General features: G+C 60.3%; 3 protein-coding genes and 1 pseudogene. 2 read left to right on the forward strand and 2 right to left on the reverse strand.

What is annotated here, in order from left to right; translation table 11 throughout:
* Positions 1 to 116: 116 nt before the first annotated feature.
* Both HMPREF0178_RS09975 and HMPREF0178_RS09980 read right to left on the reverse strand, forming a co-directional pair.
* On the reverse strand, positions 117 to 647 hold the full coding sequence (locus tag HMPREF0178_RS09975; RefSeq protein ID WP_009733310.1) for a ferritin-like domain-containing protein: 531 nt from the start codon (positions 645 to 647) through the stop codon (positions 117 to 119).
* Between the two features lie 186 nt (positions 648 to 833).
* Entirely contained in the window at positions 834 to 2,186 is a 1,353-nt protein-coding gene (locus HMPREF0178_RS09980) for a sodium:alanine symporter family protein (protein WP_039958914.1), read from the reverse strand.
* Between the two features lie 516 nt (positions 2,187 to 2,702).
* Here HMPREF0178_RS09980 and HMPREF0178_RS09985 point away from each other — a divergent pair.
* A complete protein-coding gene (locus HMPREF0178_RS09985) occupies positions 2,703 to 4,787 on the forward strand; it encodes an autotransporter assembly complex family protein (protein WP_232281250.1) in 2,085 nt (694 codons plus the stop codon).
* A pseudogene (locus HMPREF0178_RS22000) lies at positions 4,787 to 5,613 on the forward strand (hypothetical protein); the annotation flags it as partial. The gene HMPREF0178_RS09985 and the pseudogene HMPREF0178_RS22000, both read left to right, overlap by 1 nt.

The following is a 5,613-nucleotide window of genomic DNA, read 5'->3' on the forward strand; positions in this document are numbered from 1 at the left end:
TCCAATCTTTTAATACAAAGAGCCCGTGCCGAGGAGGAGCAATCGGCACGGGCTCTTTGCGAGGGGTATGGAAGGAAGCGCCTTCGGAGGGGATGAAGGCGCTCCGGGGAGAGGGCTTATTCGGCGTCGACGAAGCCGCGGCTCGGAATTTCGGGAGAGTCACTGCCCGCGATCTTGGAGAGATAGGTATTCCCAAGCGTTTCAATGTGTTTGGCCATGTTGCAGAAATAATTGTCGTGGACCTGTTCTTCATCCAGGATACGTTCGAACAGGCGGGCGCTCACGCTGTCGCCGTTGGTGCGACAGGTTTCCAGCAGCTTGTTGTAGGTTTCGATGGTGTCGTCTTCCACCTTCACGTTGAAGGGGAATACGTCCATAACCTTCTGCCCTTTCGTGATCTTGGAAGACAGCTCGCTGTTCGGCTCGCCGCCCAATTCCTTGATGCGTTCGGCAAACTGTTCGGCATGGCGCATTTCGTCGATGGCGATCAATTTGATCTTGCTGGCGAATTCGCCATAGTCCAGGTCATCCAGATTGTAGTGCTGGTTCATGTACTGATGCACGGCATACAGTTCCATGCTCCGAGCCTTGTTCAACACTTCAATAACCTTGGCCACGCGTTCTTTTTTGGCGGCTTCCTGTGTCATTCCTTGTATCCTCACTGAAGGGTGTTATGCTCCTGAACTGGTTTCAGTGTGCGGCAGGCAGATGTTGTCTTCAATGATTATAATGAATTAGCGTTGAAAACTCTCATGCGCTCCCGTAACCGGGCGGAACAATGCAAAAAGCCCGCCGGTTGTCCGGCGGGCTTTGGCGTTTGGGCTGCGGGAGGGTCAGCGGGGATTGTTCGCGTCGTAGTCTCTGAGCGCCATGCTGACGATCTTGGAAAGCCCGATGAGGGCGATGAGGTTGGGAAGGACCATAAGGCCGTTGAACATGTCGGCCAGCTCCCACACGAGGTCCACTTGCAGCACGGAACCAAGCACGATGAAGCCCATGACGATGAGGCGATACGGCGTCGTGCCCTTGGTGCCGAACAGGTACTTGATGTTCTGCTCGCCGAAGAAATACCAGCCGATGATGGTCGAGAAAGCGAAGAAGAACAGGCAGATTGCCACAAAGGTGATGCCAAAGGACCCGAGGCCGCTTTCAAAAGCCTTCTGGGTCAGAGCGATGCCGGTGGTGGAGCCGTCGATGGAGTTGGTCACGAAGATGACGAAGGCGGTCATATTCAGCACGATAAAGGTATCCACGAAAACGCCGATGATGGCGACAAAGCCCTGTTGGGCGGGATACTTCACCTTGGCGACGGCATGGGCGTGCGGGGTGGAGCCCATGCCCGCCTCGTTGGAGAACAGGCCGCGGGCCACGCCGTAGCGCATGGCTTCCTTGACGCCCGCGCCGATGATGCCGCCCGTGGCGGCGGCGGGATCGAACGCGCCCACGAAGACCATCTTCAAAGCCGGGATGATATGGGAGGCGTTGGCTAACAGGACGATAAGCCCGCCGAGCAGGTAGAGTGCCGCCATGATGGGCACGACCTTTTCGGTAAAGGCGGCGATGCGCCCCATGCCGCCGAAGAACACGAACGCGGCGAGCGCGGAGATGATTACGCCGATGAGCAGCGGAGGCAGGGAAAAGGCGGTCTGGAAGGCATCGGCGATGGAGTTGGACTGGACCATGTTGCCGATGAACCCGAGCGCGATGATGATGGAGATGGAGAAAAAGGCCGCCAGTTTTTTACTGCCGAGGCCCTTTGAGATGTAGTAGGCGGGGCCGCCGGTGACATGGCCTTGATCGTCCGTGGTCTTGTAGGTCTGGGCGAGCACGGCTTCCGCGAAGATGGTGGCCATGCCGAAGAAGGCCGCGATCCACATCCAGAAGATGGCTCCGGGGCCGCCCATGGCGATGGCGGTCGCAGCGCCCGCGAGGTTTCCTGTGCCCACCTGCGCGGCGATGGCGGTGGCGAGGGACTGGAAAGAACTCATGCCTTGCTTTCCGGCCCGTTCGCCGTGCAGGGTCAGTCCGCCGAATGTCGACTTAACGGCAAGGCCGAAACGGCGGATCTGGATGAAATCCAGTTTCAGGGTAAAGTAAATGCCCACGCCGCACAACAGCGGAATCAGGCAGTACATTCCCCACAGAAACCCATTGATTTCGGACACGATTTTGGTCAACTGTTCCATCACGGGACTCATTCTCCTGCAAATCGAAGGTTACGGCGTCGTGACCGTACCCGCCCTCCTCCGGCGAGCGCGGCTTCCCGAACGGAAAAGACGCTTTTGCTATTCTAAAGCGTCTAAGCCTTTGTTGAGTATAAGTAAACAGACGATTTTTTTAGAACGGGGAGAAAAAACTGTGCAAAACGAAAGTATATTTTTTAATATATTGATATATTTATATAAAAAGAATCTTGGACGGTGAGGGAGGCTATGAGGGGAGAATGGCTTTATCTTTTTTGTCGACAGAGGGTTGGCTCCAGTTTCCTCTTTTACGCAATCCATTACGGGAAAGGTCCAAAGTGGAAATGGAAAAGGGAAACCCGTTTGTGCGGGGGACACGCCCCTGCCCGTGGAGATTATCATCTTGACGTCCGTTGCTCCCGAATTCATTATGCCGTCATGCTCGTATCCGTACTTTGTTCATGGTGCCGCAAGGCTGTCCGTTCTGTTTTCCGGAATGGGGCGATCCGTGCGTATGCAGTGGGATTCGCCCTGTGTCTGCTGTTGTCCGGCTGCCTTTTCGGTTCGGGGAACAAGCAGGATACGCTGCAGCCCATGACCGATGAGGCTCCCAATCCCGCCAAAAAGACGATACGCTACAGCGTAAGGCTCCAGTCCGACCCGCAGAACGGCGATCTTGTTTCGGAACTTCGGGAGAACAGCCAGCTTGTCTGGCTGCATGACGATCTCCCCGACAGCCGCGTGGGGCTTGAGCGCCGGGCCCTCGAAGATGTGGAAACGGCCCGCAAGATTTTGCATTCGCAGGGGTACTATGACGGTACGGTGCGCCATCACATCAATTGGGAGGCGCAGCCCCCGGAAGCCTCCATCACGCTGAGGCCCGGCGAACGGTATGTGATAGGGCCGACGAAGCTGCGTTACGAGCGCACCGGGCCAGAGGGCGAACCTGTGGACAAGGATTTGCCCGAGTCCGTCCGCGGCGTCGATTTTATGGAAAACGCTCCTGATACGCTGGAAGCGTTCGGGCTCGCCAAAGGAAGCCCCGCCGAGGCGCAGACCGTACTCAACGCCGTTACCTCGGTGGTGACGGCCATGCGCAAGGCGGGCTATCCGCTCGCGGAACAGGGCAAGGCCCGGTACATCATCGATCGTTCCACCCATACCCTTGAAGCGGACGTGCTCATCAAAACCGGTCCGCTCCTGCGCATGGGGCCGGTGCTGATCAAGGAAGAGAACGTCAGGCCGGCCGACAACCCCGATGCGCCCGGCGCTCCGGCGGTCAACGAGGATTATCTCAACAAGCTGAGCCCGTGGATTGAAGGGCAGTACTGGAACGACGACCTGTTGAAGGAATACAGGACCACGTTGCAGGAAACCGGCCTGTTCAGCGCCATTGATATGAAACCCGCCCGCCTTTCTCCCGAACAGGCGAAGTCGGCGGGGTGGACGGACAGATCGCTTGCCGAGGCCGGTTTTTCAGAGCTGCCTCTGGGGGATTCTGCCGATGCACCTTCCTCGGCTCCTCCGGCAGACCCTCCGGCGGGGGGAACCGGGAAGAAGGCGGCTGGCTCTGACATGCCGATCTGGATGACGAGCGACGGGACCACCCCGGTAAGCCTTACCGTGCGCGATGCGCCGCCGCGTACCGTGAGCGGCGGCTTGCAGTATTCGACGGATACGGGTTTCGGTGTGCGCGGGGCGTGGGAGAACCGCAACCTGTTCGGCGGCGGGGAACAGCTCCGCGTGACCGCCCCTATTTCTGAAGACTCGCAGTCGCTGAACGCCTCGTTCCGTAAACCGGCCTTCGGCATCCGGGATCAGGCGTTGGTGGGCGAGGCGTGGGCCATCAACGAGACGACCGACGCCTACGACCAGAGTGCCTTGTCTTTCGCGGCGGGCCTTGAGCGGCGCTTCCGCAAAGATTGGCGCAACTGGTGGGCCAGCGCGCGCGTTTCGGTGGAAGCGGGGAGCCTCAAGGACAACTACCGGGGCAGGCGGACGTACAGCCTGCTCGGTTTTCCCCTGTCCGTGCGCCGGGATACGACCAACAGCCTGCTGAACCCGACCACCGGGACGCGGGTGACCCTCGAGGTGACGCCGTATACGGGCACGTTCAACGGCCCTCTGACCACCGTGCGCACCCGGCTGGACGCCAGCGGCTACTGGTCTCCGGGGTGGGATCGGCTTGTGCTCGCCGGACGCGCCGCCGCGGGAAGCCTCACCGGTGAAAATGTCCGGAATATTCCGGCCTCGTTGCGTTTTTACAGCGGTGGGGGCGGCTCGGTGCGCGGCTACAAGTACCAGTCGCTCGGCCCGCATGACAGGAACGGCGATCCGCTCGGCGGGCTCTCCTTTACGGACGTGAGCCTTGAGGCCCGGTTCAGGATCACCGAGTCGTTCGGCATCGTGCCGTTCGTGGATGGCGGCATGGTCTATGAGACCACCATGCCCGACTGGGGCCGCGATCTTTCGTGGGGCGTGGGCCTTGGTTTCCGGTATTATACGCTGATCGGCCCCATCCGGCTCGACATCGCCACGCCGTTGCAGGACCGCGACAACAATAAGGCGTTCCAGATTTACCTCAGCATAGGGCAGGCGTTCTGATGACCGTACCTCCCTCCCTTCGGCGCGCCGGGCGCATCCTTGGCTGGAGCCTGCTCGGGCTTGTCCTTGTCCTGTTTTTTGCCCTTGCCGGGGGCATGGTATTTCTGCGCACCCAGCCCGGAGAGCGCTGGATCGCGGATACGGCTGTTTCCGTTCTGAAAAATGTGGGCATTGAAGCTCAGATCGGCTCGCTGGAAGGTCCGCTGCCGTTTTCTCTGCACCTGCGGGATGTGCGGCTTGCGGACGGGCAGGGCGTTTGGCTGGATGTGCCCGAAGCCACGCTGCACATCGGTGTCGGTGCGTTGCTGCGAGGGCATCTGCTGGTGGAGGAATTGAGTGTCCTCGATGCCAGTATGTTGCGTGTGCCTGAGTTCCCGCCCGCCGATCCCCCGCCTCCGCCGTCCGATCCCTTGGATCTGCTGCGGCCCTCCTTCTTGCAGCCGTTGGCTTCGGACATTGCGGGGTATTTGAAGCTGGCGACGGTCGGAAAACTGCGCATCGAGCGGTTCCGGCTCGGGCAGGCCGTGGCGGGTATCCCCATTGAGGCGACGCTGGAAGGCACCGGTCCGCTGACGGATTTCCGGAGTGAGCTGGAGTCCACGCTGTACCGCCCACAAACTGAGAAGGCTGAGGGGGCGGCTGAGCCTTTGCTGGCCCTCTCCGGCGCCCTGAGCCTCGGCAACGAGGGAAGCTGGCTGTCGGACGGCGTGAAGCGACCGCAGCCCGAAGAGCGGCCCGACGCGGCGGTGGGGCTGGATCTGCGGCTTGCCGTCCCTCGCGCTGCCGGAAATGGCGGAGACGAGGCGCAGGGGGCGCAGGATGCCCA

The sequence above is a fragment of the Bilophila sp. 4_1_30 genome, from assembly GCF_000224655.1.
GTDB classification, from domain to species: Bacteria; Desulfobacterota; Desulfovibrionia; order Desulfovibrionales; family Desulfovibrionaceae; genus Bilophila; species Bilophila wadsworthia.